The sequence below is a fragment of the Marinobacter sp. genome (assembly GCF_040904845.1).
Classification (GTDB): domain Bacteria; phylum Pseudomonadota; class Gammaproteobacteria; order Pseudomonadales; family Oleiphilaceae; genus Marinobacter.
Genome location: NZ_JBBDSR010000044.1, coordinates 1 through 26,121 on the forward strand (window position 1 = coordinate 1; position 26,121 = coordinate 26,121).

The following is a 26,121-nucleotide window of genomic DNA, read 5'->3' on the forward strand; positions in this document are numbered from 1 at the left end:
GGCAGCAACCAGAAACTCCAGTTGTTCATCCGCGGCAGAGCCATGTCCGGTGCGCCAACCATCAGCGGCAGCATCCAGTTGGCCAGCCCCACAAAGGCTGGCATGACCGCGCCGAAGACCATGATCAGGCCGTGCATGGTGGTCATCTGGTTAAAGAATTCCGGCTCAACAATCTGCAAACCGGGCTGGAACAGCTCCGCTCGGATGACCATGGCCATGGTCCCCCCGAGCAGGAACATGGCAAAACTAAAGATCAGGTACATGGACCCGATGTCTTTATGGTTGGTCGTCAGCAACCACCGGCTAAAGCCTTTGGCCGGGCCGTGGTGATGATGATCCTGGGCGTGGGTATCTGCAACCGCACTCATGAAAAAACCCCCGTTACCGCCTTGTTATTCTGGCTGGTGATGTCGTTTGGCGAATCATTCCTGATTCTTGTACTCGAAGACTTCTTTCGGTGTAATCATTTCGCCGGTGTCATTACCCCAGGCGTTACGCTCATAGGTAATCACCGCGGCCAGGTCCACCTCGTTCAACTGGTCACCGAATGCCTGCATGGCGGTACCCGAGACACCGTTTACGACAACATCCAGGTGAGCATCGATATCCTCAAGCACCATCTGACTGCCTTTCAGAGCCGGGAACGCCGGGGGCGCACCGCTGCCGTCGGCCTGGTGACAGGCCGCACAAGCGCTGGCATAGGCTTTTTCACCACGCACCATCAGCTCGTCCAAAGTCCAGTCTTTCTGAGTCAACTCGCGCTCACGCTCGGCGGCTTCACGTTGCTCAGCCACCCATTCATCGTATTCTTCCTGGGGTACGGCCTTGACCACCACCGGCATGAAGCCGTGATCCTTGCCGCATAACTCGGTGCACTGACCACGGTAAATACCGGGCTCATCCACGCGGGTCCAGGTTTCGTTGATAAAACCAGGAATGGCGTCTTTCTTGACGCCGAACGCCGGCACCCACCAGGAGTGGATGACATCGTTGGCGGTCACCAGCAGGCGCACTTTCTTATCCACCGGAATCACCAGCGGGTTGTCGACATCCAACAGGTAATTTTCGGTCTTGGCAGTACGATTGTAAATTTCATCCTGACTGGTGGTCATATTGGAGAAGAAGCCAAAATCCTCCTCAATATAGTCATACTTCCACCGCCACTGGTAACCGGTCACCTTGATGTCGATGTCCGCCTCCGTAGTGTCGTACATATCGACAAGTGTTGCGGTGGCGGGAATCGCCATCACTATCAGGATGACAAACGGTATGATGGTCCAGAGGATCTCGACCAGGGTGTTCTCATGAAAATTCGCAGGCTTGGCACCCTGGGATTTTCGATGAGCGAAGATAGACCAGAACATAATCCCGAATACGACGATGCCAATGACAACGCATATCCACAGGATAGTCATGTGAAGGTCAAATATTTCGTTACTGGTGCCGGTTACCCCCGGGGCCATGTTCAACGTCCAGTCCGCCATGGACCAGGTGGGGAACAGAAGACCGCCCAAAAGGGCACCTGTCCGCTTTGCGTGCACGCGCATACTGTGTCTCCACAGAGTGTAATTCTTGTCGGATTTTGCGTCCAAACCCTTCAAACTGACTGCGGTCGCACACGCTGCCAGCCCAAAGTGGAAGTCGGCTATGGATAATTCACTGAATAGTATAAACATACATGGGCCAAATTAGAAACATTCGCCAAATCTAAAAGTGATAAATAGAGGTTATCAATAATCAGATTGAATAAGACATTCCATCTCCCAATCACCGACCGACGGCTCTGGGCGCTGGCCTGGCCGCTCATGCTGACCAACCTGACCGTACCCCTTCTCGGCCTGGTGGATACCGCGGTGCTCGGCCACCTGGAAAGCCCGGAGTATCTGGGCGCAGTGGCAGTTGGTGCCAACCTGTTCAGCATCCTGTACTGGACCTTTGGCTTCATGCGCATGGGCACCACCGGCCTGGCGGCCCAGGCCTGGGGCCAGCGTGACGAATTTGCACAAGTGGCGCTGCTGCTGCGCTCGCTGCTGCTTGCCGTGGCTATTGGCCTGTTGCTTATTCTCTTTCATCAGCCCCTGGTGCACCTCGGCCTGACCCTGATGAACCCCAGCGAACGGGTCACCGAACTGGCGGCAGGCTACGCCGCCATCAGGATCTGGAGTGCCCCTGCGGTGTTGTGCCAATACACGCTGGTGGGCTGGCTGATTGGCACCCAGTTTGCGCGTGCACCGATGATCATGCTGATTGTCGCCAATGGCCTGAACATTGTGCTCGATGTGCTGTTCGTCCATTATTTCGGCTGGAACAGCCGGGGCGTCGCGCTCGCCACCGTGATTGCGGAATACTCAGCGGTCGCCATCGGGTTTCGGCTGGTGCTGTTGCGCATGCCGGCAGGGCAGGCTTTCAGCCGCGCACTGCTGGGCCAGCTTTCGGACTATCTGCGCATCCTGCAAGTTAACCGCTACATCATGGTCCGAACCATCGCACTGTTACTGGTTCTGGCATTTTTCACCGCACAGGGCGCACGGCAAGGCGACACCATCCTGGCCGCCAATGCGGTTCTGATTACTTTTCTGCTGGTGATTTCCAATGGCCTGGACGGATTTGCCAATGCCGCCGAGGCCCTGATCGGCGAAGCCGTCGGCCGCGGCAACCGACGGCGGTTCTATGCCGTTTTCCGCTCGGCACTGCGCTGGTCGCTGTATGGCTCTCTGATCCTCACCGTGGCGTTCGTAGTGGGCGGGCGCTGGCTGATCGCCCTGTTGACCGGCATCGACGAAGTCCGGCTAACCGCCTGGCAATATCTGCCCTGGCTGTGGGCCCTGCCGCTCGCGGCGGTGTGGGGTTTTCTGCTCGACGGCGTATTTATTGGTGCCACCCGCACCCGAGACATGCAGAACACCATGTTGTTCTCAGCGCTGGGGGTTTTTCTGCCGGTCTGGTGGCTGACCACCGCCTGGGGCAATCACGGGCTCTGGTTCTCACTGATTTGCCTGATGCTGGCGCGAGCATTGACTATGGGCTGGCTGTTCCGCTCCCACACCCGGCACAACCGCTGGCTTACGCCACAATAAGCAGGCTGAAAAATCTGGACTACAATTGATCTGTAACGGCAGGCTTGTTGTGGTAGCCAGCCCCTGCTTACCTGCCCCAAGTGACCCACTAGTGAACAGCGGGAGGCGCCTTGCGACCTCATTTCGTTCAGACACCGGCATCCCCTGAAATGACACCACAGGCAGTCCTAGACATTATTAACAAGGCAAGGCGGCAGGAGGCCCGCTCAGGCGCATTTCTTCGTCAATTGAGAGAAAAAGCCGCCAGCTTGCCGGGCACCATCACCATCGAGGGCTATCAGCCCGCGACCTGCCTGTTCCAGTTTGCCGTGGAATACATTGAGATGGCACCACGGCTGATAGAATACGTGTCAGCCTGTGCCCGCGAAGCCGACAAGGCTGCGCTTTTCGCCCCGTTCATCCAGGCTGCGACACGCTACTTCACCCAGCCTTCCGTTCTTCTGGTACGCTACGACGGACTCGATGGCCTGCTGATTCGCGCCTACCTCTGCCACCGACTGATGGAAGAGATGTATGAAAACAACCGCTCTATTCGCTCCAGCGACCTGGTCGACATCGAAGCAACACAGGCCAACCTGTTAGTCCATGAGATCATCGGCGAGCCATTTGCCAATGAACTGGACGATTCGATTACGCTAACGGTATTGCAGATAGCGGGCACACCGGATTATTACGAACTGAACCTGGACCCGTTCGTCGAACATGCAAAAAATGCCGCGTGGGACTGGATGCGGCATTACTGGGAAAACCTGCTGGTAAGGAATCACATTCGTTTCGCTCTGGGAAATCAACTGGACTGACATAAACCAGAACAATACTCCGGACGAGAACAGGTCGTCGCCCAGGCTCAATTGAGTCGAGCTCGACTTTGAGCGCACACCAAAAACGGGTAAGCTTCCTGCCCTTAACCATCCGCCATCACTGAATTCCGGAGGCTCCCCTTGCTGGACAACGCAGACCTTGGAAAACTGATTATCCGCCTGACCCTCGGCGGCCTCATGCTGTTTCACGGCATTGCCAAGCTGTTCCATGGCGTCGGGTTCATAGAGGGCCAGTTGGTCAGCCTTGGCATTCCTGCGTTCTTTGCCTACGGCGTGTTCATCGGTGAGCTGCTGGCACCGCTGATGGTCATACTGGGGTATCAGACCCGCATCGGTGCATTGCTGATCGCGTTCAACATGCTGGTGGCGATTGCCCTGGTGCATGGCCATGAGTTGATGGCACTGGGCAACAGTGGTGGCTGGGCGCTGGAATTGCAGGGTTTCTTCCTGTTTACCGCGATTGCCCTGATCTTCCTTGGTCCGGGCCGTTATAAGCTGAAGAACTGAGCCACTGCCTGACCCGGTTACGGCCGGCGGATTTGGCACCATAGAGCGCTTCATCCGCCCGCCGGATCAACTCAGCGGGCTCGCTGTCCTGCTCCGGGATCATGGTGGCGACACCAATGCTTACCGTCAGCCTGACCGGCTGAGCCCCGCCGTTGGGATACACGGGCGCGCGGGCGATGGCCTGGCGCAGCCGTTCCGCCACACGGTCGGCACCCTGCTCGTCGGTGGCCGGTAACAGCACACTGAACTCTTCGCCGCCATAGCGGGCCAGCAGGTCGCCCGAACGTTGGATTTCGTCAGCACACTGGCGGGCGATGCTAACCAAACAGTCGTCTCCCACCAGGTGGCCCAGCTCATCGTTGACCTGTTTGAAATGATCAACATCCAGCAGTAGCAGTGACAAGGGCGTATTCTGCCGGTGCGCCCGCTGCCACTCGACGCCCAGCTTCTCATCAAAGCGACGGCGATTGGCAACCTGAGTCAGCCCGTCGGTGAGCGCAATGGCCTTGAGCCGGTCGTTCGCCCGTTCCAGTTCCTCGGTCCGCTCCTGCACTCTGGTTTCCAGCGTCTGGGTGGCCTGGCGCTGCACATCCAACGCATGTTCCTGGGCCTGGACCCGGCCTCGACGTTCCAGACTGATGCGATACGCCAGCGCAAAAGACAGCAGGATCACCTCCAGTGCAACGCCCAGCTGCGGCGCAAGCTCGGTCATAAAGCTGCGCGGCAGATACCCCAGCTTGCTGAGCGCAAGCACCAGATGGCCCAGCAGCAGGGGCGTCCAGGCCAGGGTATAGAACCCGGCCAGCACCTGGCCACGCCACCACACCAGCAAACCGGTCGCCCAGACCAGCAGGGTGATAATCGCCCCGAAGGTGCCAACCACCATGATTCCAGTCTGATAGTCACCCAAAAAACCATAGAAAAACGTCAGCGCTGCCAGCGCGACCACCACTCGAAACAGTCGGTAAATCGCCGGAGCGTACCGCTTCAGGCTCAGGAAACTCATGGCAAACAGGGTGGCAAAGGCAATATTGAGCGCAATCACCGAGGTGGTAAAAAAGCGATTCACCTGCGGAACATCCGGCCACAGCCACTGAAACAACAACCCGTTGAGGTTCAGTTGGAGCAGGGCGGAGGCCACCACAGTCAGCACATACCAGAGGTAGGTGGGGTGACGGACAATGACATACACAAACAGGTTGTACAGCGCCATCGCCAGCATGATGCCGAGGAACACGGCCTGCCAGCCGTAAGACACCTGCTCTTCGGCCAGGAAGTCCCCGGAATAGACGACGCGCACCGGGATCTGCACCGACCCCTGGGTCTGAACCCGGACAAACGCGGTGACCGGCTCGGTGTTCGAGGGCACCAGGAACACAAAATTGCGGTGCACAATCGGTCGGCTATCAAAGGGCCGATGATCACCGGTGTGGTGCTCCTCCACCAGGCGGTCCTGGCGCTCCCAGAAAACAGCTACGTCGTCGAGCATTGGGTAACGGATGTCCAGCACCCGGTTCACCGGGTCCGGTGGCACCTCGACTTTCAGCCAGAAGGTGCCACTGCTGAGCCCCAGGTTCAGTACGTTCTGCGGATCAAACGCCTGCCATTGCGCCTCCGGCAGCGTTCGGACCTCATCAACCGACAGCGATGAGCCGGCACCCTCCAGCCACGCAAACTCTGCGGTGGCAGCCTTCACACCGGTGCCGCCCCATAGCATCAGCAGGGCAATCATAAACTGGCTGCAGCGCAGCGCAAGATGGGTCATAAGTGGGTATCCGGCACCCGATATTATTGGTTTTGGTGGTCGAGAAAGTGCACAACGCACTCATGCATCCCTGCCAGAATGGTGTTAAGTTTAAACCCATACCGGTTCAACTTCTCGTGCCGGTAACAATAACCGCACAAAAACGCCGGAGACACCGATGACCGACAAAAAACCGGAGTTGCGCCCGGGACGTTACCGCCATTACAAAGGCAAGGATTATCAGGTTATTGGAGTGGCCCGCCACAGCGAAACCGAGGAAAAACTAGTGGTGTACCGGTGCCTCTACGGGGACTACAGCCTCTGGGTTCGCCCACTTTCCATGTTCCAGGAAATCGTCGAGGTGGCCGGAGAACAGATTCCCCGCTTTTGCTGGGTCAGTGACGACTGATGACCCCCGTTTTTGACTGAAACGATGATTTCCTGCACATTATCGCGCTTTTCATGATCCGGCCTTCATAAGGGGCTGGATAAACCTGTCATTCCTACCCGGAGTTTTGCCATGAATGCCGTTGTCGCTGCGGTCGCCATCATGCTCGTGCTGAGTTTGTGCCGCATCCACGTTGTTGTTGCCCTGATCATCGGTGCCGTTGCCGGCGGCCTGATCGCCGGGCTGCCCCTGGACGCCACCATCGAAGCCTTCAATAACGGCCTGGGCGGCGGAGCCACGGTCGCACTGTCCTACGCGACACTGGGTGCGTTTGCCGTCGCCATCGGCAAATCCGGCCTCGCTCACGCCTTGGCCGACAGAGCCCTGGCGCTGGTGGGCAAGCAGGATCAGGGCAGAGCCATCGGCGGCATCCGCTTCCTCATTGTGGGCCTGCTGCTGGCCATTGCCATCTCCTCCCAGAACATCCTGCCGATCCACATTGCGTTCATCCCGCTGGTGGTTCCGCCGCTGCTGTATGTGATGGCCAAACTGAACATGGACCGCCGCCTGGTTGCCTGCGTGCTGACCTTCGGCCTGATCACTCCGTATATGTTCCTGCCGGTGGGTTTTGGCGGCATTTACCTGAACGAAATCCTGCTGGCCAACGTAGGTGACAACGGCGTCGATGCCACCGACCTGAACGTCATGTCGGCGATGGCGCTGCCGGCCCTGGGAATGCTCTGCGGCCTGTTGGTGGCGGTGTTCTTCAGCTATCGGGGAGATCGCCAGTACAACATGGAGGCCATCGAAAAAACCGAGCGGGTGAACGTCGAGTACAACGGCCGCACCCTGGTCATGGCGCTGGTCGCCATCCTCACGGCGTTCGTGGTGCAACTCTGGCTAGGCTCGATGATCCTCGGCGCTTTGGCGGGCTTCGTGCTGTTTAACGTGTCCGGGGTGGTCAAATGGAAGGAAGCCGACGACTTGTTCACCGAGGGCATGAAGATGCTGGCGATGATCGGTTTCATCATGATCGCGGCGTCGGGCTTTGCCGAGGTGATGCGGGAGACCGGCGAGATCAGGACTCTGGTGGAAAGCTCGGTGGCCACCATCGGTGACAACAAGGCGATGGCGGCATTCCTGATGCTGGTGGTCGGCCTGCTGATTACCATGGGTATTGGCTCATCTTTCTCCACCATCCCCATCATCGCCGCGTTGTACGTGCCCCTGGCTCTGCAAATGGGCTTTAGTCCCCTGGCCATCGTGGCCCTGGTCGGCACGGCCGGTGCCCTGGGCGACGCCGGTTCTCCGGCTTCCGATTCCACCCTTGGCCCCACCGCAGGTCTCAATGTCGATGGGCAGCACAATCACATCTGGGACACGGTGGTGCCTACGTTCCTGCACTATAACTTGCCGTTGCTTGGGTTTGGATGGTTGGCGGCTATGGTGCTTTGATTTGGTTCTTTGGCTTTGGTGATTGTTTTCTTTTTGTAGCCTGCCTGGCTGGGGGGGGGGGTATGAGGATGGGGGACAAAGGGGCAAAACATTCAAAGAAGCCACGCTTCTCCGTTTTGGAACGTTTCCCCAGACCCTCTAGCCCCAAAGCCCAAAGGCTACAAGGCCAACCACCAGACAAACGTCAGTCCTCAGACCCAGCCTTAAAGAACACCACCTGCTTAACCGTATGATCGTCCTCATTGCTGCGCGTGTTCACCCGCGTTTCAAGTTCGGGGTTGGCGGGTTGTTCGGCATCGGATACCGCGTCCGTGAAACCGCAGGCCACGCATTCCCGCACCTGATCGTCATCGTCGGTGGTGAACATCATGATTTTGTCCATCTCCGCGCAGCGGGGGCAGACGGCACCGGCGATAAAGCGTTTGGGGCTCGCCATAAATTTTCTCCAGGATATTCGGGTACTGGCTGTCGGGTTACGGCCTTTGGCCTAACCCGACCTACGGTTTCGTAGGATCATGCCAATACTGTAGGTCGGATTAGGCCACAGGCCGTAACCCGATACCGTTTCTCATCAGGCCGCTTCGCCGGTGATGCCGTTCTGCTTCAGCAGCGCATCCACTTGCGGTTCGCGGCCCCGGAAGGCCTTGAACAGTTCCATGGGCTCCTGGGAGCCGCCTTTTTCCAGGATGTTGTGCAGGAACGCGTTGCCGGTTTCCGGGTCGAAGATGCCTTTTTCCTCGAACAGTGAGAAGGCATCCGCCGCCAGCACTTCCGCCCACTTGTAGCTGTAGTAGCCCGCCGCGTAGCCGCCGGCGAAGATGTGGGAGAAACTGTTGGGGAAGCGGTTGAAGGCCGGTGCCTGCACCACAGCGATTTCTTCCCGCACTTTGCGGTGCATGTCGAGAGGGTTGGTGGGGGCCTCGCTGGTGCATTCCGCGTGCAGACGGAAGTCGAACAGAGAGAACTCCAGTTGCCGCACCATGGCCATGCCGGACTGGAAGTTTTTCGCCGCCAGCAGTTTCTGCAGCAGATCCTCAGGCAGTGGCTCGCCAGTTTCGTGGTGCGAGGCGATGAGCGCCAGGGAGTCCGGGTTCCAGCACCAGTTTTCCAGGAACTGGCTGGGCAACTCCACCGCGTCCCAGGCCACGCCGTTGATGCCGGATACGTCGATGACGTCCACTTGGGTCAGCATGTGATGCAGACCGTGGCCGAATTCGTGGAACAGGGTGGTGACCTCGTCGTGGGTCAACAGCGACGGCTTGCCGTTCACCGGCGGGGTGAAGTTGCAGGTCAGGAACGCCACCGGCAGTTGCAGCTGCCCACGCAGGTTACGCCAGCGTACCCGGCAGTCCGCCATCCAGGCACCGCCACGTTTGCCCTGGCGGGAAAACAGATCGAGATAGAACCACGCCAGTGGTTCACCGTTGCGGCTGATGCAGTAGGCGGTGGCGTCTTCGTGCCAGGTTTCCACTTCGGGTTTGGCTTCGATCTGTACATCGAACAGTTTTTCAGCCACCGCAAACAGGCCCGGTATCACCTTATTCACCGGGAACCAGGGGCGCAGGGTTTCGGGGGAAATGTCGTAGCGTTCCTGGCGCAGCTTTTCGCTGTAATAACCGATGTCCCAGGCTTCCAGTTCTTCCACGCCGTGGCTTTCCTGCGCGAAGGCTGTCAGTTCGGCAAATTCTTTCTCGGCCACCGGCTTGGACTTGGCCGCCAGCTGGTTCAGGAAATCCAGCACTTCGTCGGTGCTGCGGGCCATTTTGGTGGCCAAGGAGCGCTCGGCGTAGTTGTCAAAGCCCAGCAGTTGGGCAAGGGCATGGCGACGTTTGAGGATTTCCGCCATCACCTGAGTGTTATCCCAGGTGCCGGCATCCGGCCCCATGTCTGACGCTCGCGTTACAAAGGCTTCGTAGACTTCGCGGCGCAGTTCGCGATTATCGCCATAGGTCATCACCGGAAAGAAACTGGGGAAGTCGAGGGTGATCAAGTAGCCGTCGAGGTCTTTCTGCTTCGCCGCCTGTTTGGCACCGTCGATGGCGCTTTCCGGCAACCCGGCCAGCTCGTCCACGTCGGTGATGTGCTTGTACCAGTGCTGAGTCGCGTCCAGCACGTTTTCGCTGAAGCGGTTGGAGAGCTCGGCAAGCTCGCGGGACAGGTCGGCATACTGCTTCTTCTGGTCCGCTGGCAGGTCAACGCCTCCAAGGTGGAAATCCCGCAGGGTGTTGTCCACGGACTTGCGTTGGGCTTCGCTCAGCTCACTGAAATCGTCACGCGCCGCCAGCATTTTGTAGGCGTTGCACAGGGCTTCGTTCTGACTCAGCTCGGTGCTGTATTCCGTCAACTTTTCCAGGCAGTTCTTGTAGACTTTGCGCAGATCGTCGTTGTTCATCACCCCGTTGAGGTGTGAAATCACCGACCAGGCATTACTTAGCTGATCTTCCAGCGCTTGCATGGGCTGCGCCAGGGTATCCCAGGTGGGCTCTTCGTTCTGGGCCAGGCTCGCAATTTTCACGCGGTTTTCGCTGAGAATCTGGTCAATCGCCGTTTCCATGTGTTCGGTGCGGACATGGTCAAATTTCGGCAACAGGTCGTCGGTCAGTAATGGGTTATTCATAGGTCCCCTTCTCAGCTGTCAATTTGTAGGGTAGCTTCGGTGTATCAGATCTCGGGGAAAGGTATCTGTGGGAGGGGCTGTTCCAAAACACGCTCCTTGCGGCACATCCATGTGGCGCTTGGGCTCCGCCATCCATGGCTCCGCACAGTTTTGGAACAGCCCCTCCCACAGATACCCCGAGCCTCCGGGTCAACGCTACACAGGTATTATGTAATGACGAATGTACGTTCCTACAAGGGTACCACGCCACAATTTGGTGAGCGCGCATGGATTGACCCCAGCGCCGTGGTCATCGGCGACGTCGAAACCGGCGATGATGTTTCTATCTGGCCGATGACCGTGGTGCGCGGCGATATGCACAAAATCCGCATCGGCGTGCGCTGCAGCATTCAGGACGGCTCGGTGCTGCACATTACGCACGCCAGTGACTATAACCCCGGTGGTTACCCGTTGACCCTCGGTGACGACGTCACTGTCGGCCACAAGGCGCTGCTGCATGGCTGCACCATCGGTAGCCGGGTGCTGGTGGGCATGGGTTGTATTATAATGGATGGAGCGGTCGTTGAAGATGACGTCATCGTGGCGGCGGGGTGTCTGGTACCACCGGGTAAGACACTGGAGTCGGGGTATTTGTATGTGGGCTCGCCCTGCAAACAGGCGCGGCCATTGACCGACAAGGAACGGACTTTTTTCCGCTACACCGCTGCAAACTACGTCAAGTTGAAAGACGAGTACCTGAATGATCGGTAACCCGGCGGTCTGAATTCCCGGCTTTCGCCGTATGTTCCCCTGCGATGACAATGTTGCAGGGTGGTGCTGTTGTCGTCGCTTTCCAGTTCGCGAACAAGGACCTTTCGGAAGGAAGCGAGGCGGCTCGCTATTACGGAGAACGGCCATGGATAGACGCACACTGATTAAAGTCGGCCTGATGCTCGGCGCGTCACTGCCGTTTGTCGGCATAAGAGCCGCCACAACAGCCAGCCGCACAGCAGAGCAGGGCCGCCAGGAAAACCAGGGGAAACCGTTCAGTTACGATTGGCTGTGCCACCATGCTCGCGCCCTGGCGGCGCGCGCCTATCAGCCTGGGCCATCCGGTCATGCCACACTGCCGGAGGCGCTGGAAAACCTGACCTGGGACGATTACCAGTCCATACGCTTCAGGCCGGAACAGGCCCTGTGGCGCGACACACCAAGCCCGTTTCAGGTTCAGTTTTTTCACCTCGGCCTGTACTTCCGCAAACCGGTTCGATTTTTTGAGGTGTCCGACGGCGTTGCCACCCCCCTTTTGTACCACGCCGATCAATTCGAACATGGGGAATCGGTTCAGACCGACAACCTGCCAGAGGACCTGGGGTACGCCGGGTTCCGGCTTCATGCCCATCACGATTTCAGCCGCGATCTGGCCGCGTTTCTGGGGGCCAGTTATTTCCGCGCAGTGGGAGAATCCCGGCAGTACGGGTTGTCCGCCAGAGGCCTAGCCATTGATACCGGATTGCCGCGGGACGAAGAATTTCCGGATTTCACCGCGTTCTGGCTGGAAGCCCCGGGCCCAGATGCCACTGAGGTAATGGTGTATGCCCTGCTGGATTCTCCCAGCGTGGCCGGTGCCTACCGTTTTCGACTACAGCCCGGAAAGAACATGGTGATGGACATAAGTGCCACACTGTACCCCCGCAAAACGATCGAACGCATTGGGATTGCACCACTGACCAGTATGTACCAGACCGGCGAAAATGACCGCCGCAAAGCCAACGACTGGCGACCGGAAATCCACGATTCCGACGGCCTGGCACTCTGGACCGGTACCGGTGAACGGCTCTGGCGGCCGCTGGTCAATCCGCGCGCGTTGCAGGTCAGCCACTTCCGGGATGAGAACCCCCGTGGCTTCGGGCTGATGCAGCGCGACCGTGACTTCGACCATTACCAGGACGACGGCGTGTTCTACGAGCGTCGCCCGAGCCTGTGGGTGGAACCCCTGGACCCGTGGGGGGCGGGGGAGGTGATGCTGGTGGAAATTCCCACTGAAGATGAAACCTTCGACAACATCGTCGCTTTCTGGCATCCGGATCAGCCCCTGAAACCCGGCAATGAGCACCGCCTGGACTATCGCCTGACGTGGGGCGAAAACCATCCGCAACCCGTAACCGAGCTGGCCACCACCCGCGCCACCCGCACCGGGATTGGCGGCGTCGTTGGCCAGCCACGGACCCGGTTTTCACGCCGCTTTGCCGTCGATTTTGCCGGCGGCCAGCTCACCATGCTGGCGGCTGATGCCGACGTGGAAGCGGTGGTGAGCGCCAGCCGAGGCTCGCTTGAACTCGTCTCTGCCCGCCCGTTGCATGCCATCAACGGCTACCGGGCACTGTTTGATCTGGTGCCGGACGACACCACGGATCCTGTCGAGCTGCGGCTGTTCCTGCGCCTGGGCGATCAGGCGCTCACGGAAACCTGGCTGTACCAGTATTCGCCGCCGCCACCGGCAGACCGCACTTTCTGACAGGACCATGCCCATGATGAAGTCGTCGCTGTTCCTGGCGCTAGCCCTAAACCTGATGCTGGTGGCTCTTACGTTACCCGGCACCGCCTACACACCCTGGCTGGCGCTGGAAACGCTGTTTCTCTGGGGGATTTTTACAGCGCTGCCACCCGGCACCGGGCAACGCAAACTGGTCCTGGCGGCGGGCGTAACCTACGCCTTGCTAGCGGCACTGACGGCGGTGGATATTCTGGTTCAACAAAGCCTTGGCCGGCCCCTCAATCTGTACCTGGAGCTGGGGGTTGCGGGCGCGGCGTACCATTTGCTGGAAACCAACCTGGGCGTGGTGCTCGCTGTGGCTGTGCTGGTATTACTGCTGACGACACTGATGGCTATGGGGACGTTGTTCGCTTTTCTGCTGCAACGGTTGGCCCGTCACTCAACCAGCCATGCCCCTAAAGTACTGTTATCGGCGGCCATTGTAGTCACCGGGGTCACCCTTGCATTACCCACGCCCATCGCTGCCACTGGCGCTGCCATGCTGGGCAGGCAGGTCGCCCTGGCGGCCGATACCCACACCGCCACCCGAGCGTTTCAGGCGGCCATAAAGAACGACCAAAGCGCGGGCACAACGGCCCTCAAAGGGCTCACCGGAAAAGATGTGATTCTGGGGTTTGTGGAGTCCTACGGCATCTCTTCCATTACCGACCCCCGCTACAGCCAGCTGATTCGTTCGTGCCTCAATGAGATGGAAAACACATTGGCTGAACGCGGCCTGCACCTGGTGAGCGGCCGGCTGACATCACCGGTGCAAGGTGGGCAATCCTGGCTCGCGCACATGACCCTGCTCAGCGGGCAGTGGGTGGACAGCCAGCTGGACTACGACATCCTGCTCAGCAGTCGCCACACCACGCTGATTGACGACATGAAACAGACCGGCCATAAAACCGTGGCGGTGATGCCCGCCATTACCCGGGCCTGGCCGGAAGGCCGACGCTTCGGTTATGACCGCATCTACGACGCCAGCACCATGGGCTATCAAGGCCCGCCCTTCAATTGGGTAACCATGCCGGACCAGTACACCTGGTCCTGGTTCGAGCAGGAGCTCAGGGCAAACGCCCAGCAGCCGCTGTTTGCGGAAATGGCGCTGATCAGCAGCCATGCACCCTGGGTACCGATTTTGCCAGTGCTGTCAGACTGGGACCAGATTGGCAACGGCGAGGTATTCAAGGCCTGGAGTGACAGCGGCGAAGCCCCCGCCAGCCTGTGGCGTGATCCAGACCGTGTGCGCGAGCATTATGGCCGGGCGATAAACTACGCCCTGGAAGTGATCACCGGCTATGCCGCCCGACATGTTGACTCCAACACGCTGCTGATCATTGTCGGCGACCACCAACCTGCGCCCCTGATTACCGGTGATAACGCCAGCCGCGACGCAATCGTTCACATCATCAGCGCTGACCGATCGCTGATATCGCCGTTCCTCGACGCCGAGTTGCCTGGCTTTCAGGCGGGGGCCATCCCAGACCTGACCGCAAACGGCCTGCCAATGGACCGGTTTCGCAGCACACTTCAGAGCCTCTTCTCTCGAGGCTGAGTTTACGCCGGACCACTCAGTTCCCGGCGTCTGCTGCCGTTTTCGCTCCTGCCGCTTTCAGGGCATCGGCATAAGCCGTGCTGCGGCGATGGCTCAGAATATGGTCCAGAATGGTTTCTCCCGATTTTCCCGCCGCATTGAGATCACGGCCAGCGTCGACAAAAAACCCAATGAAGCGCTCGAAATCTTCAGCACGCATTGCCTGATAGGCTTTCTGCAGCACCAGATAGTCGGCGTTGGTGCCTGCCTCTACCGGTTCAATGGCGAGAAAACCCTTCACTCGCTCATCGCTCCACTCTTCGCCAATGACTTTTGGTTTGTCTGGTCCGCTCATAGTCTCTCCCGGTGTTTGTCCGGTTGTTGGTTCATACTGGGGGGCACAGTATAAGGATCTGAATGCAAAGAAGTTAGTTGAATTGACTATGAGGAGCTATCCCACAGGCATAAGGCCTGTCAGGGCAGGATATCCACCGGCTGTGCTTGGTCGGTGTCCTGGCCAACACACTCGGGATCGCGGATGGCTATTTCCACACGGCGGTTTCTGGCGCGGTTTTCGTCGCTGTCGTTCGGTGCCAGCGGGTTGGTTTCGGCCCGTCCGGCTGCCACCACCCGTTCTGCTGGCACTTGGCGGTTCATAACCAGCTCATGGACCACCGACACCGCCCGTGCTGCCGACAAATCCCAGTTGGAGCGGTAGCGATTGCTGGCAATCGGTCGGTCATCGGTATAGCCGGACACCAGCACATCGCCCTTGCAGTCCGCCAGCACCCCGACCACCCGTTCGATGATGGGGATCATCTCTGACTTGATCGCGGCATCACCGGAACGGAACGTCGCTTCTTCGGAAAAGCGGATCACCACCTGGCTTCCGTCGTAATTGATACTGAGCGCGCCTGACGCCACCTCGTTCTCCAGTTCACGGATCATACGGGAAGCCAGGTCAACAATACCGGCGGAAATGCCGGTTTCGCCGCTACTCTGGGCCTGCTCATCAATGAACTCCGGCTGATCGGCCATGGTGTCAGCCGGCTCCGGCAATGACACGCTATCGGCTTCGATCAGGGTCAGGGGAGAGCCACCGACGTCTTCGCCAACGACATTGTCGCTGCCAAACGCCACCGCCATCGAATTCGCCATCGCACGGTATTTATCAACGTCCATCTCAGCAAAGGACAACAGCAGTATAAAGAACGTCAGCAACAGGGTGGCCAGGTCGGCAAAGGTGACGATCCAGGCTGGCGAGGGACTTCTCAGCCGCAGCTTGTTTTTCTTCCGCACCAGCTCCAAACCGTCAGGCCTCCCGCTCCGGCGCAAGCCCACTACGTTGCTCGGGTGCGACAAACGACGACAACAGCTCCGTCATCACCCGAGGGTTTTCGCCCCGCATGATGTTCTTGATGGACGTGATAATCAGCAGGTGGTTGCGGCTTTCGTCGTCGGCCTTGAGCTGCAGTTTGTCCGCCAGCGGCAGAGCGATGAGCTGGGCGAGGAACGCGCCATACAGCGTGGTCAGCAAGGCGATGGCCATCGCCGGACCAATGGAGGAGGGGTCATCAAGGGTATTGAGCATCTGCACCAGACCAACGAGTGTACCCAGCATCCCGATCGCCGGAGCCGACTCGCCAATGCCCCGGAACACGCGCTCCGCCCCTTCATAGCGTTCAGCAATCTGCTGGGTCTCCTGGGCCAGCGCTTCTTCAACCAGCTCTGGCGGGTGGCCATCCACACACAGGTTAATGGCCTTTTGCAGAAACGCGTTGTCAGTCTGATGGTTCTCCAGACCGAGTATGCCTTCCTTGCGCACCACCTGGGCCAGCACGCCGACTTCACGGATCAGCTCCGCCGGGCTTGGCACCCGGTCCGTGAATGCGGCAGAAAATGCCAGGCGGAAGGCCGCCACCACCGAGGCCATACGGAACTTGACCAGGGTTACCGCGAAGGTGCCACCGAGCACAATCGCAAGACCGGGCAAGTTCAGGAATGTCAGCAGGGAAGCGTTGGCCAGCATGGCGGCTACAACGATCAGCACGCCCGCGACCAGACCTACGAGGGTAAGAATATCCATCCGCGACCTTTCGAGTAGTTTGACCCCGAGCATAGCCCATCTCCGGCTGCCCGGCTCAGTCGTTACGAAGTATGTCCATGACCGCCGCCGTTTCCGGCCGAACCCCGCGCCAGATACAGAAGGACTCGGCGGCCTGCTCCACCAGCATCCCCAGACCATCGAATACCCGGGTGGCACCAAGATCCAGCGCCCACTGATTGAAGGTAGTGGTCGTTGGAGAGTACATCATGTCGTACACCACGGTGTCTGCACCGATCACAGTCGCGGAGATTGGGGGCAAATCGCCCTGAAGGCTGGCGCTGGTGCCGTTAATAATCACGTCAAAAGCGCTGTCCACTTCCTCGAAGCCGTGCGCCGACAGCGTTGTCTGGCCCGCACCGGCACGGAACAGGTCCACCAGCGCCCGCGCTTTCGACACCGTCCGGTTGGTCAGTGTGATCGCAGCTGGTTGCGCGGCAATCAGCGGTCCCAGCACGCCCCTTACGGCACCTCCAGCCCCCAGCACCAATATCCGCTTGTCGCGGAGATCAACGCGGTGGTTACGGATCAGGTCGGTCACCAACCCCTTGCCATCGGTGTTGTCTGCCATCAGCCGGCCTTCGCTGTCGATCCACAACGTGTTGGCGGCCCCGGCTTTCTCTGCCTCCGGCGTGCGCCGCTGAGCCAACGACCAGGCCTGCTCCTTGAACGGCACGGTGACGTTCAGACCCATTCCACCGTGATCAAAAAAGTTCCGCACGGTCCCGGCGAAGTCATCCAGCGGCGCCTGAATGGCGGTGTATTCCACCGCCTCCCCGGCGTGTTGCGCAAACAGGCTGTGAATGCGGGGAGACTTGCTGTGGCTGATCGGGTTGCCCACCACAGCGTACAGATCATTGGTCATGGTTGGGCTCCAGCCAGTCACGATCGGTGAGGAAGTAATCGGTCAGACGTGCCTCCTCGGAGCCGGGTTCGGCACGGCGGTTGTAGTCCCAGCGCACCAGCGGCGGCAGTGACATCAGAATGGATTCGGTGCGGCCGCCGGACTGCAGGCCGAACAGCGTGCCACGGTCGTAAACCAGATTGAATTCCACGTAACGGCCCCGCCGGTAAAGCTGGAATTCCCGCTGCTGTTCGGTGTAGGGCAGGTCCTTGCGGCGCTGCACAATGGGCTCATAGGCCTCGATGTAACTGCTGCCCACCGCCTGCATCAGCCCGAAATCCCGGGCGAAATCGCCGGTGTTGTGGTCGTCGAAAAACAGACCGCCGATGCCCCGTGGCTCGTCCCGGTGCTTGAGGTAGAAGTAATCATCGCACCAGTGTTTGAATCGCGGATAGACGTCATTACCATAGGGCTGACAGGCGGCGCGGGCGGTGCGGTGCCAGTGCACACAGTCGTCTTCGAAACCGTAATAGGGCGTGAGGTCGTAACCGCCGCCAAACCAGTACACGGGCTCGGCGTCTTTCGGCGTGGCGATGAAAAACCGTACGTTGGCGTGAGACGTTGGCACCATGGGGTTGTGGGGATGCATCACCAGCGACACCCCCATGGCCTGCCAGGGCGCACCAGCCAAGTGCGGGCGATGGGCGGTGGCAGACGGCGGCATGGTGTCACCCATAACATGGGAAAAATTCACACCGCCTTTTTCAAACACCGCACCCTCGGTGATCACCCGGCTGACCCCGCCGCCGCCTTCGGGTCTGTCCCAGGTATCGGTGACGAAGCCGGCTTTGCCATCCACGGCTGCCAGTCGGTCAGCGATGCTTTCCTGCAGTGCCAGCAGATACTGCTTAACGGCATTGCTGTCGGGTTGTTGCGACATCTGAATCTCCTAACGCAATTGGCGACCACTGACGATATCCAGAATCCGGCTGGGTTGTCGGTTGCCGCCCAGCTCCCCGGGCACGATCCAGTCCAGGTCACCACCAAAGTACCGGCGTACCTGCCAGATGGCGCGAGCGGGCTGACGCCCCGCCGGATTGCACGAGGTGGATACCAGCGGCATGCCCGCGGCGTCGCAGAGCGCGCGGATCACCGGATGGCGGCTGACCCGCACCGCAATGGAACTGTGACGCCCGCGCACCCACTCGGGAACCTGCCGCTCTACATCCGGTAACAGGCAGGTGACCGGGCCCGGCCAGTGTGTTTCCGCTTCCCGCTGCACCTCGGCCGGTAGCGGGTCCAGCAGAAAACGCACCTGTTCAACGGACGACGCTACCAGAATCATGCCCTTGTCCATCGGGCGCCGCTTCAGGTCCAGGATTCGGTCGACAGCTTGCGCATCCCAGGGGTCACACCCCAGCCCCCATACCGCTTCGGTGGGGTAGGCAATCACACCTCCCTGCGCAAGGGTGCGGCGGGCACAGTGCAATTGCCAGTCAGAAAGGGGGTTCGGCGAATGTGGCATGACTCAGGCTATCCTCTGGAAACCACCCGGCACCGAGCTGACCAGCCCCTGAAGCTCAAGCAGCAGCAGTGACTGCATCAACTGGTCGGCGGGTAATCCGGTTTCTGAACACAGTTGATCGGTTGACTGCGGATCATACCCTAAAGCCTCCAGCACCGCGATTTCCCGAGGGTCCAGATCCCCGGCCAGGGCCGGTTGAGACGTCGTGGGGCTAGCTTCGGCCGTAGGCGACCACCAGGCTCCAAGCTCCTCGAGCACATCGTCCACGGTTTCCACCAGGCGCGCGCCCTGTTTGATCAGGTGGTGGCAACCCCGGGCCACCGGGCTGTGGACTGAGCCGGGAATGGCGAACACCTCCCGGCCCTGCTCCAGGGCCAGCCGGGCGGTAATCAGCGACCCGCTTTTAAGGCCCGCCTCCACCACCAGAACGCCCCGGCTCATGCCGCTGATGATGCGATTGCGCTGGGGAAAGTGCGCGGCCCGGGCTTGCACGCCCGGGGCATATTCCGACATCAACAACCCGTGCTCGATGACCCGGTCCGCCAGTTTTCGGTGCTGGCTGGGGTACAGTTGATCAAAGCCACTGCCGATCACCGCCAGGGTGTCGTGGCCGGCATCCAGCGCACCGGCATGAGCCGCACCATCAATGCCCAGCGCCAGGCCGCTGGTTATCACAAAGCCTTCCTGGGCAAGGGCCGCGGCAAATTTGCGGGCGTGGTCCAGGCCCGCACGGGTGGCATTGCGGCTGCCCACAATGCCGATCTGGTCGCGCTGCAAAAGCGCCCGGTTACCCAGACAGTAGAGTACCAGCGGCGCATCGTGAATGTGGTGCAACGGCTCTGGAAAATCGCTATCGCCCTGGGTCAACAACCAGATACCGCCAGCGTGGCAGGCATCCCAGATTCTCAGCACGTTCGCGACCACCGGATGGCGCTCATCCTGGCGTTGCCAGGCCAATACCGGCTCAATGGTCTCGGCGGTCACGCCCATGGCTTTAAGGGTGGCCGGGCTGGCGCTGAGAATAGCCGTGAGACTGGGCATGGCCGAAAGTACGGCCTGCCGCCGGCGCACGCCAAATTTTGGCAAACACGACAACATCAGCCAGGGGCCGTCTGCGCTGTGAAAAAGATCGGACGCTGATTCCTGGGGATTCAGAACTGGGGATACGTCATGCATGGGCCATCCTTCCCTGGCTGGTTAAAACTGCTGCCCTGAGTGGCGTCAGGTGGGTGCCGTCCCGGCACTGCGGTAAAGATTGTCTCATGAAAAACGGGAGCCGGTCTGCGGCTCCCGTTTCGGGGTCAGTCAGCGGTGGCCCGCCGCGCTCAGGGATTGGTGACCTTGTCGCCGACCGACAGCGGGCGTGTCGCCTGCAACACCAGCCCATAGCTGAGTTTTTCGTAGGTCTGGAAGACCATCAGCAGGCCGGCACGTTCCGACGGCAACTCAATGGTTTCATCGGTGACCGGGTCGCGCACCAGGTTGCCACTCTTCAGTACCGCCATCACGTTACCCGGTACCAGGCCCTCGCGCTCACCACGGTTGATAGTCACCACATCGAACTGGCCGATCTGGTTGACACCGCCTTCGACGGAAATCATTTCACCTTCCAGCTCTTTGTCCGGTGAGCTGGGCACGAAGTTGGCCGTCAGCCTGCGGTCCTCGCCGACCATCAGGCGGTCACCTTTGCGCACTTCTTCCGTGGACTGGGTCAGCCTCAGCGTCAGCACGTCGCCGTTTTCGGCGTTGACCTCACCCTTGGCGATGCTGCGCGCCTCCAGGCCCAGGAACTCACCGGTGTCCGGATCACGGAACTCTTTGCTGCGGCGGAAAATGCCGACCTTGTCCGCCGGCTTGTCGCCACGGGCATAAACACGGTCACCCGCGCCAGTAATAATGCGGCCATCCTCGCCTTCAAGCACATAGGGTGCGCCGTTGATGTCGTCCGCGGAGACAATGCGGGTCTCAGACAGGAAGCTGCTGATCGCGTCCAGCGGAATCGCCGGGATCGGGGTATCGATCGCCTCGGAACGCACCTTGGGTGACAGTTTCACCACATCATTGCTGGATACCTTGGTGACTCGTGGCTTGCCATCAATGTATACCAGCGCCAGACGGTCACCCGGATAGATCAGATGAGGGTTCTGTACCTGTGGGTTCACGTGCCATATTTCAGGCCAGTACCACGGGTTATCCAGAAAACGGCCGGAAATGTCCCACAGGGTGTCACCTTTCACGACCGTGTAACGCTCGGGATGATCGGACCGGAGCTCCGGTTGAGCATAAGCCCAGGAGGTTACCAGCAGCATGCTTGCTGCCAGGGCGTACAGCAGTTTCCTCATTGTCTAAGTCCTTGCTCGCGTGCCTTGAATCAACGGATTCTGTTCTTGATATGCAGCCTGTCAGGTGCAGCTTATTGTGTTGCTGTTTCCGATACTATAGAAGAACTCACGCAAATTGTGATGTTATCTTTTGTTCTTCCAGTAAATTCTACCGCGCCATCGAGAGGTTTTGACTATTGCCTGATCAGTTTGTACTCAATCGTCAAGATGGGGGATAATAGAGACTGCACGGTCATAATAGACCGGGTAAAGGAATTTGCGCAGTACGCTGTCGCATTTCGGAGAGAGCAGTCACACCGTTACAAATCATAACGGTGACGTTCAGGTTCACAGGCCAAAAGTACGAGCACCATGATACTAGAGATTCTCGAATACCCGGACCCCCGTCTGCGCACGATCGCCAAGCCGGTGGAAGAGGTGACAGACGCCGACCGCAAGCTCATCGACGACATGTTCGAGACCATGTACGATGCGCCCGGCATTGGCCTGGCCGCAACCCAGGTGAATGTCCACAAACAGATTATTGTGATGGACCTGTCCGAGGACAAAAGCGAGCCACGGGTGTTCATCAACCCGACGGTGGACGTACTGGACGGCGAGCTGGAAGAGATGCAGGAAGGCTGCCTGTCGGTACCCGGCTTCTACGAGGATGTCTCGCGAATTGAGCATTGCCTCATCCGTGCCCGGGATCGCAACGGGGAGCCTTATGAAATAGAGGCCCGTGGCCTGCTCGCAGTCTGTATCCAGCACGAGATGGATCATCTCAACGGCAAACTGTTCGTGGATTACCTGAGCACTCTCAAGCGCAACCGGATTCGCAAGAAACTGGACAAGCTTCACAAGAAAAGCGCCTGATCACCGGGAGGCCACGCCCAGCGCCGAAAGACAGCATCAACGGACCGGGTCGATACCCGGTCTTTTCGTATTCAACGGAACAGAGACACCACCACCGTGCGAATTGTGTTTGCCGGCACCCCGGATTTTGCAGCCATTGCCCTCAAGGCCTTATTGGCCGCCCATCACGACGTGGTGGCGGTCTACTCCCAGCCTGATCGTCCTGCCGGCCGTGGCCGCAAGCTGACACCCAGCCCGGTAAAACAGGTCGCGCTGGACGCCGGGATACCGGTGTTTCAGCCAGAAAGCCTGAAAACGGCGGAAGCCCAGAACGCATTGCGCGCCCTTGAGGCGGATGTGATGATCGTCGCCGCCTATGGCCTGATCCTCCCGAAAGCGGTTCTGGACACGCCTACCCACGGCTGCCTCAACATCCACGCCTCACTATTGCCACGCTGGCGCGGAGCCGCACCGATTCATCGCGCCCTTGCCGCCGGTGATCCGGAAACCGGCATCACCATCATGCAGATGGACGAAGGCCTCGACACCGGCGCGATGCTACTGAAAACGGTGGCCGCGATTGAACCCGGCGATACCGGCGGCAGCCTTCATGACCGTCTTGCCGAACTGGGCGGACAGGCCATCGTCAAGGCGCTGGCGCTGCTCAAAAAAGGCGAACTGCAGGGCGAAGCACAGAACGATCATCAGGCCTGCTACGCACACAAGCTGGCCAAAGCAGAAGGCCACATCGACTGGCACTGCGAGGCAGGCGTCATTGAGCGCCTGGTGCGAGCCTTCAACCCCTGGCCCGGCACCTTTACCGATGGCCATCAACAACGGATTCGCGTCCACCGCGCCGAGGTTCTGAACGAGGCACCCGACGCGCCCCCAGGCACCGTGCTCCGCCGGGAACGTGACGGCATTGATGTGGCCTGCGGCACAGGCGTGCTGCGAATCACCAGTCTGCAGCTTCCCGGTGCCCGACCCCAGACCGCCAGCGACCTGATCAACGGCGGCAAGGATGTGCTGCTGCCTGGTCAGGAGCTCAACTGAATGAACGACCACAGCCAGCCCATGCGAGCCCTGGCGGCCCGCGTGCTGCAGTCGGTGGAAAATGGCCAGTCTCTGACCCAGTGCCTGCCACCGGCGTTGAGCCAACTTCCCCCCAACGAGCGCCCCGAGTTGCAGGCCCTCTGTTACGGCACCTGCCGCTGGTTTCATCGGCTTGAAGACGAACTGAGCCAGCGCCTCAACAAGCCCCTGCGCAAACAGGACCGCATGGTTCACCACCTGATGTTGGTGGCGCTGTTTCAACTGCGCTACAGCCAGCAGGCCACTTACGCGGTGCTCAATGAAACCGTCGAAGCCTGCCGCGCTCTGGGCAAGCCCAACCTGACGGGGCTGGTCAACGGCGTATTGCGCAGTGCCGAACGCGAGGGCGCACCAGAGCCCGAAACCGATGCCGCCCGCTTCAGCCACCCTCTGTGGATGGTGGAAAAGCTGCGCCACAACTGGCCCGATGACTGGCAGGCCATTCTCGAGGCCAACAACGCCCAGGCCCCGATGACCCTGCGAGTCAACGCCCTGCGGTTTTCCCGCCAGGACTATCTGGGGCAGCTGGCAGACGCCGGCATCCAGGCCACAGCCACGGCCTTCGCCCCCCATGGCATTCAGTTGGCAACGCCGGTACCGGTGGATCGCCTGCCTTGGTTTGCGGATGGTGCGGTCAGCGTTCAGGACGAAGCCGCCCAACTGTGCACTACCCTGCTGGACCTGGCACCCGGCCAGCGGGTGCTGGACGCCTGCGCCGCGCCGGGCGGAAAAACCTGTGCCATTCTGGAAGCCTGTGGCGAACTCGGTGACGTGGTCGCCATCGACGAATCCGCCGAACGCCTGCCACGGGTTCAGGAAAACCTGGACCGGCTTGACCTGCACGCTACTCTGCAGGAGGCGGATGCTGCTGCGGTCGATCAGTGGTGGGATGGCCAGCCGTTTGACCGCATCCTGCTGGACGTTCCCTGCAGCGCCAGTGGTGTGATTCGTCGCCACCCGGACATCAAACTGCTGCGCCGGGAGTCCGACATTGTACCGCTGGCGTCGATCCAGCTCGGCCTGCTGGACGCCATGTGGTCTATCCTCAAACCCGGAGGCCGGCTGGTGTACGCCACCTGTTCCGTGTTCCCCCAGGAGAACCATCGTATAATCCAGCGATTCCTCAAACATCAGACAGCGGCAACGCTGGTTGCACCGGAAGTGCCCTGGGGCCACGACATGACCGCAGGCAGGCAACTGTTACCGAACCCAGACAGCCACGACGGCTTTTTCTACGCCGTGCTGGAGAAACCTGAACCATGAAAATCCTGATTCTCGGTGCCGGCCAAGTGGGCGGCACACTGGCGGAAAATCTGGCCAACGAAGCCAACGACATCACCATAATCGACAGCGACAGTACCCGCCTGCGGGAACTTCAGGATCGCCTGGACATCCGCACGGTACAGGGCAAGGCGTCTTTTCCCACGGTATTACGGCAGGCCGGTGCCGAAGACGCGGACATGTTGATTGCCGTGACCAGTAGCGATGAAACCAATATGGTCGCCTGCCAGGTCACCAAACTGCTGCACAAAACACCCACCACCATCTGCCGGGTACGGGCCAATGCCTACCTGGCGAAGGCCGAACTGTTTTACCAGCGGGATCAGCAAAAAGACCTGGACAGCCTGCGTGGTTTCCCCATTGATGTGCTGATCAGCCCGGAACAGCTGGTCACCAAACACATCACCCGGCTGATCGAATACCCCGGCACCCTGCAGGTACTGGAATTCTCCAAAGGCCTGACCCGGCTGGTCGCAATCCGCGCCACCAAGGGCGGGCCGCTGGTCGGGCATGAGCTGTCTTATCTGCGGGAGCACATGCCCAAGATCGACACCCGGGTAGCCGCCATCTTCCGCAAGGACCGGGCCATCATGCCGCAGGGCAACACGGTGATCGAAGACGGCGACGAAGTCTTCTTTATTGCCGCCTCCGACCATATCCGCTCGGTGATGAGCGAACTGCAACCGTTGGAAAAACCCTACAAGCGCATCTTCATCTGCGGTGGCGGCAACATCGGCCAGCGCCTGGCCCACACCCTGGAGAACCGCTATCAGGTCAAGCTGCTGGAGCGTGATCGGGAACGCTGCGTGATGCTCTCGGAAAACCTGCGCAAGACCGTGGTTCTGGAAGGCAATGCCGCCAACAAAGACATCCTGCTGGAAGAGAACATCGAGAATACCGACGTGTTCTGTGCGGTGACCAACGACGACGAAGCCAACATCATGGCCTCCTTGCTGGCCAAACGCCTCGGTGCCCGCAAGGTACTGACACTGATCAACAACCCGGACTACGTCGATCTGATCCAGGGCGGCGACATTGATGTCGCCATTTCCCCTCAACAGACCACCATTGGCAGCCTGCTCACCCACGTTCGGCGCGGCGATGTGGTCAATGTCCACTCACTGCGCCGGGGCGCGGCCGAGGCCATCGAAGCGATTGCCCACGGCGATCACCGCTCCTCCCGCGTGGTCGGCAAGCGCCTGGACGAAATCGCCCTGCCGGAAGGCACCACCATCGGTGCCATTGTCCGGCGCAACGAGGTCTTGATCGCCCACGACCATCTCCGGGTGCAGCCGGACGATCACGTCATCCTGTTCCTGGTGGATAAATCCCGCATCCGGGAGGTGGAAAAGCTGTTTCAGGTGGGCCTCACGTTCTTCTAGGGAAACAGAGCAAAAACAAGGCTGTGAACGCCACTTAGAAATACACGTCTGGCGAG

General features: G+C 59.8%; 25 protein-coding genes. 12 read left to right on the forward strand and 13 right to left on the reverse strand.

Translation table 11 applies throughout. The features are described 5' to 3' along the window. Positions 1–368: cbb3-type cytochrome c oxidase subunit I (locus WD429_RS04825; protein ID WP_368421042.1), on the reverse strand; the 368-nt coding region annotated here is incomplete at its 3' end. 54 nt (positions 369–422) lie between these two features. Next, the gene (coxB, locus tag WD429_RS04830; RefSeq protein ID WP_368421043.1) at positions 423–1,547 is read right to left on the reverse strand and encodes a cytochrome c oxidase subunit II; all 1,125 of its coding nucleotides are present in this window, start codon (positions 1,545–1,547) and stop codon (positions 423–425) included. A 258-nt stretch (positions 1,548–1,805) separates the two neighbouring features. On the opposite strand from coxB, the gene WD429_RS04835 reads away from it, so the two are divergent. The 3 genes from WD429_RS04835 to WD429_RS04845 all read left to right on the forward strand — a co-directional run bounded on the left by WD429_RS04835 (position 1,806) and on the right by WD429_RS04845 (position 4,405). After that, entirely contained in the window at positions 1,806–3,077 is a 1,272-nt protein-coding gene (locus tag WD429_RS04835; RefSeq protein WP_368421073.1) for an MATE family efflux transporter, read from the forward strand. 149 nt (positions 3,078–3,226) lie between these two features. Then, positions 3,227–3,877 (forward strand): hypothetical protein, encoded by a 651-nt coding sequence (locus WD429_RS04840; RefSeq protein ID WP_368421044.1) that lies wholly within the window; start codon positions 3,227–3,229, stop codon positions 3,875–3,877. A 141-nt stretch (positions 3,878–4,018) separates the two neighbouring features. Continuing rightward, complete coding sequence (locus tag WD429_RS04845; protein ID WP_368421045.1) at positions 4,019–4,405, forward strand: DoxX family protein; 387 nt, start codon at positions 4,019–4,021, stop codon at positions 4,403–4,405. Here WD429_RS04845 and WD429_RS04850 read toward each other — a convergent pair. Continuing rightward, a complete protein-coding gene (locus WD429_RS04850) occupies positions 4,350–6,170 on the reverse strand; it encodes a diguanylate cyclase (protein ID WP_368421046.1) in 1,821 nt (606 codons plus the stop codon). The two genes, WD429_RS04845 and WD429_RS04850, sit on opposite strands and share 56 nt — an antisense overlap. A gap of 157 nt (positions 6,171–6,327) precedes the next feature. On the opposite strand from WD429_RS04850, the gene WD429_RS04855 reads away from it, so the two are divergent. Together WD429_RS04855 and WD429_RS04860 are read left to right on the forward strand one after the other, a co-directional pair. Then, on the forward strand, positions 6,328–6,558 hold the full coding sequence (locus WD429_RS04855; protein WP_368421047.1) for a DUF1653 domain-containing protein: 231 nt from the start codon (positions 6,328–6,330) through the stop codon (positions 6,556–6,558). Between the two features lie 111 nt (positions 6,559–6,669). Further along, a complete protein-coding gene (locus WD429_RS04860) occupies positions 6,670–7,992 on the forward strand; it encodes a Na+/H+ antiporter family protein (RefSeq protein ID WP_368421048.1) in 1,323 nt (440 codons plus the stop codon). Between the two features lie 184 nt (positions 7,993–8,176). On the opposite strand, the gene WD429_RS04865 is transcribed toward WD429_RS04860, so the two are convergent. Both WD429_RS04865 and prlC read right to left on the reverse strand, forming a co-directional pair. After that, positions 8,177–8,428 carry a YheV family putative zinc ribbon protein gene (locus tag WD429_RS04865; protein WP_368421049.1) on the reverse strand — a complete coding sequence of 84 codons (252 nt, stop codon included), beginning with the start codon at positions 8,426–8,428 and terminating at the stop codon, positions 8,177–8,179. 135 nt (positions 8,429–8,563) lie between these two features. Then, complete coding sequence (gene prlC, locus WD429_RS04870) at positions 8,564–10,609, reverse strand: oligopeptidase A (protein WP_368421050.1); 2,046 nt, start codon at positions 10,607–10,609, stop codon at positions 8,564–8,566. Positions 10,610–10,822: 213 nt separating this feature from the next. On the opposite strand from prlC, the gene WD429_RS04875 reads away from it, so the two are divergent. The 3 genes from WD429_RS04875 to WD429_RS04885 all read left to right on the forward strand — a co-directional run bounded on the left by WD429_RS04875 (position 10,823) and on the right by WD429_RS04885 (position 14,682). Further along, positions 10,823–11,359 carry a gamma carbonic anhydrase family protein gene (locus WD429_RS04875; protein WP_368421051.1) on the forward strand — a complete coding sequence of 179 codons (537 nt, stop codon included), beginning with the start codon at positions 10,823–10,825 and terminating at the stop codon, positions 11,357–11,359. A 145-nt stretch (positions 11,360–11,504) separates the two neighbouring features. Next, the gene (locus tag WD429_RS04880; RefSeq protein WP_368421052.1) at positions 11,505–13,106 is read left to right on the forward strand and encodes a glucan biosynthesis protein; all 1,602 of its coding nucleotides are present in this window, start codon (positions 11,505–11,507) and stop codon (positions 13,104–13,106) included. A 13-nt stretch (positions 13,107–13,119) separates the two neighbouring features. Next, positions 13,120–14,682 (forward strand): sulfatase-like hydrolase/transferase, encoded by a 1,563-nt coding sequence (locus tag WD429_RS04885; protein WP_368421053.1) that lies wholly within the window; start codon positions 13,120–13,122, stop codon positions 14,680–14,682. A 16-nt stretch (positions 14,683–14,698) separates the two neighbouring features. Here WD429_RS04885 and WD429_RS04890 read toward each other — a convergent pair whose 3' ends face one another. The 8 genes from WD429_RS04890 to WD429_RS04925 form a co-directional block, all read right to left on the reverse strand. Then, positions 14,699–15,016 carry a PA4642 family protein gene (locus WD429_RS04890; RefSeq protein WP_368421054.1) on the reverse strand — a complete coding sequence of 106 codons (318 nt, stop codon included), beginning with the start codon at positions 15,014–15,016 and terminating at the stop codon, positions 14,699–14,701. 119 nt (positions 15,017–15,135) lie between these two features. Further along, positions 15,136–15,969: a flagellar motor protein MotB gene (locus tag WD429_RS04895; protein WP_368421055.1), complete on the reverse strand. Its 834-nt coding sequence runs from the start codon at positions 15,967–15,969 to the stop codon at positions 15,136–15,138. A gap of 4 nt (positions 15,970–15,973) precedes the next feature. After that, positions 15,974–16,747 carry a motility protein A gene (locus WD429_RS04900; protein ID WP_368421074.1) on the reverse strand — a complete coding sequence of 258 codons (774 nt, stop codon included), beginning with the start codon at positions 16,745–16,747 and terminating at the stop codon, positions 15,974–15,976. Positions 16,748–16,802: 55 nt separating this feature from the next. Further along, positions 16,803–17,630 carry a shikimate dehydrogenase gene (gene aroE, locus WD429_RS04905; protein WP_368421056.1) on the reverse strand — a complete coding sequence of 276 codons (828 nt, stop codon included), beginning with the start codon at positions 17,628–17,630 and terminating at the stop codon, positions 16,803–16,805. Next, complete coding sequence (gene hemF, locus WD429_RS04910) at positions 17,620–18,549, reverse strand: oxygen-dependent coproporphyrinogen oxidase (RefSeq protein ID WP_368421057.1); 930 nt, start codon at positions 18,547–18,549, stop codon at positions 17,620–17,622. Before hemF ends, aroE begins: the two co-directional genes overlap by 11 nt. A gap of 9 nt (positions 18,550–18,558) precedes the next feature. Then, a complete protein-coding gene (locus WD429_RS04915) occupies positions 18,559–19,134 on the reverse strand; it encodes an L-threonylcarbamoyladenylate synthase (protein WP_368421058.1) in 576 nt (191 codons plus the stop codon). A 3-nt stretch (positions 19,135–19,137) separates the two neighbouring features. Beyond that, positions 19,138–20,232, reverse strand: a complete 1,095-nt coding sequence (gene dprA / locus WD429_RS04920; protein ID WP_368421075.1) for a DNA-processing protein DprA — start codon at positions 20,230–20,232, stop codon at positions 19,138–19,140. Between the two features lie 227 nt (positions 20,233–20,459). After that, positions 20,460–21,476 carry a LysM peptidoglycan-binding domain-containing protein gene (locus WD429_RS04925; protein WP_368421059.1) on the reverse strand — a complete coding sequence of 339 codons (1,017 nt, stop codon included), beginning with the start codon at positions 21,474–21,476 and terminating at the stop codon, positions 20,460–20,462. A gap of 351 nt (positions 21,477–21,827) precedes the next feature. Between WD429_RS04925 and def the strand changes: the two genes are divergently transcribed. The 4 genes from def (at position 21,828) to trkA (ending at position 26,065) form a co-directional block, all read left to right on the forward strand. Further along, positions 21,828–22,331 (forward strand): peptide deformylase, encoded by a 504-nt coding sequence (gene def, locus WD429_RS04930; RefSeq protein ID WP_368421060.1) that lies wholly within the window; start codon positions 21,828–21,830, stop codon positions 22,329–22,331. Between the two features lie 96 nt (positions 22,332–22,427). Then, positions 22,428–23,363 (forward strand): methionyl-tRNA formyltransferase, encoded by a 936-nt coding sequence (gene fmt / locus WD429_RS04935; protein WP_368421061.1) that lies wholly within the window; start codon positions 22,428–22,430, stop codon positions 23,361–23,363. Further along, the gene (rsmB, locus tag WD429_RS04940; protein WP_368421062.1) at positions 23,364–24,665 is read left to right on the forward strand and encodes a 16S rRNA (cytosine(967)-C(5))-methyltransferase RsmB; all 1,302 of its coding nucleotides are present in this window, start codon (positions 23,364–23,366) and stop codon (positions 24,663–24,665) included. Beyond that, the gene (gene trkA, locus WD429_RS04945; protein WP_368421063.1) at positions 24,662–26,065 is read left to right on the forward strand and encodes a Trk system potassium transporter TrkA; all 1,404 of its coding nucleotides are present in this window, start codon (positions 24,662–24,664) and stop codon (positions 26,063–26,065) included. The genes rsmB and trkA overlap by 4 nt, the downstream gene beginning before the upstream one ends. The last annotated feature ends 56 nt before the right edge of the window (positions 26,066–26,121 follow it).